At 32.1% G+C, this 361-nt stretch carries 1 protein-coding gene; it reads left to right on the top strand.

Features of this window, described 5'->3' with window-relative positions:
- Positions 1-342 (top strand): hypothetical protein (locus tag DW922_RS17400; RefSeq protein WP_195715056.1); only part of this gene is annotated, 342 nt, incomplete at its 5' end.
- Positions 343-361: the final 19 nt, after the last annotated feature.

The raw sequence follows: 361 nt of genomic DNA, 5'->3' as shown, positions 1-361 counted from the left end.
AATAGTAATTTTACCAATGTAAATATCGACAAAAACAAAGGGGTTATTGTTGAAGATGATATTGGTACGCTATCAAGTCCATCACAACTTATTCATTGCGGTTTTTATAGGTTTGACTATTGTAGTGCGGATGTAAATAGCAAGCTTGATCCTGGTAAAGGTGGTTTTACTGATTATACGACAGGTGATTTCCATGCTCTTTTAATGAGTAAAAATAATTATTCAAACGGCTGCTCATATGGTACTTTGATTGTAACTTCACCTCGTTTTTCTGGTAAATTTTGGATAGGTAGAATCTGGAATTATAAATTTATAGATTGGTATAAGTTTTCTGGATCTTGATTTTAATTATGCAGGCATT

Source organism: Clostridium sp. AM42-4 (genome assembly GCF_003480105.1).
Taxonomy (GTDB): domain Bacteria; phylum Bacillota; class Clostridia; order Lachnospirales; family Lachnospiraceae; genus Brotaphodocola.
The sequence above is the reverse complement of the archived record's forward strand: the minus strand, read 5'-3'. Positions and strand labels throughout refer to the sequence as shown.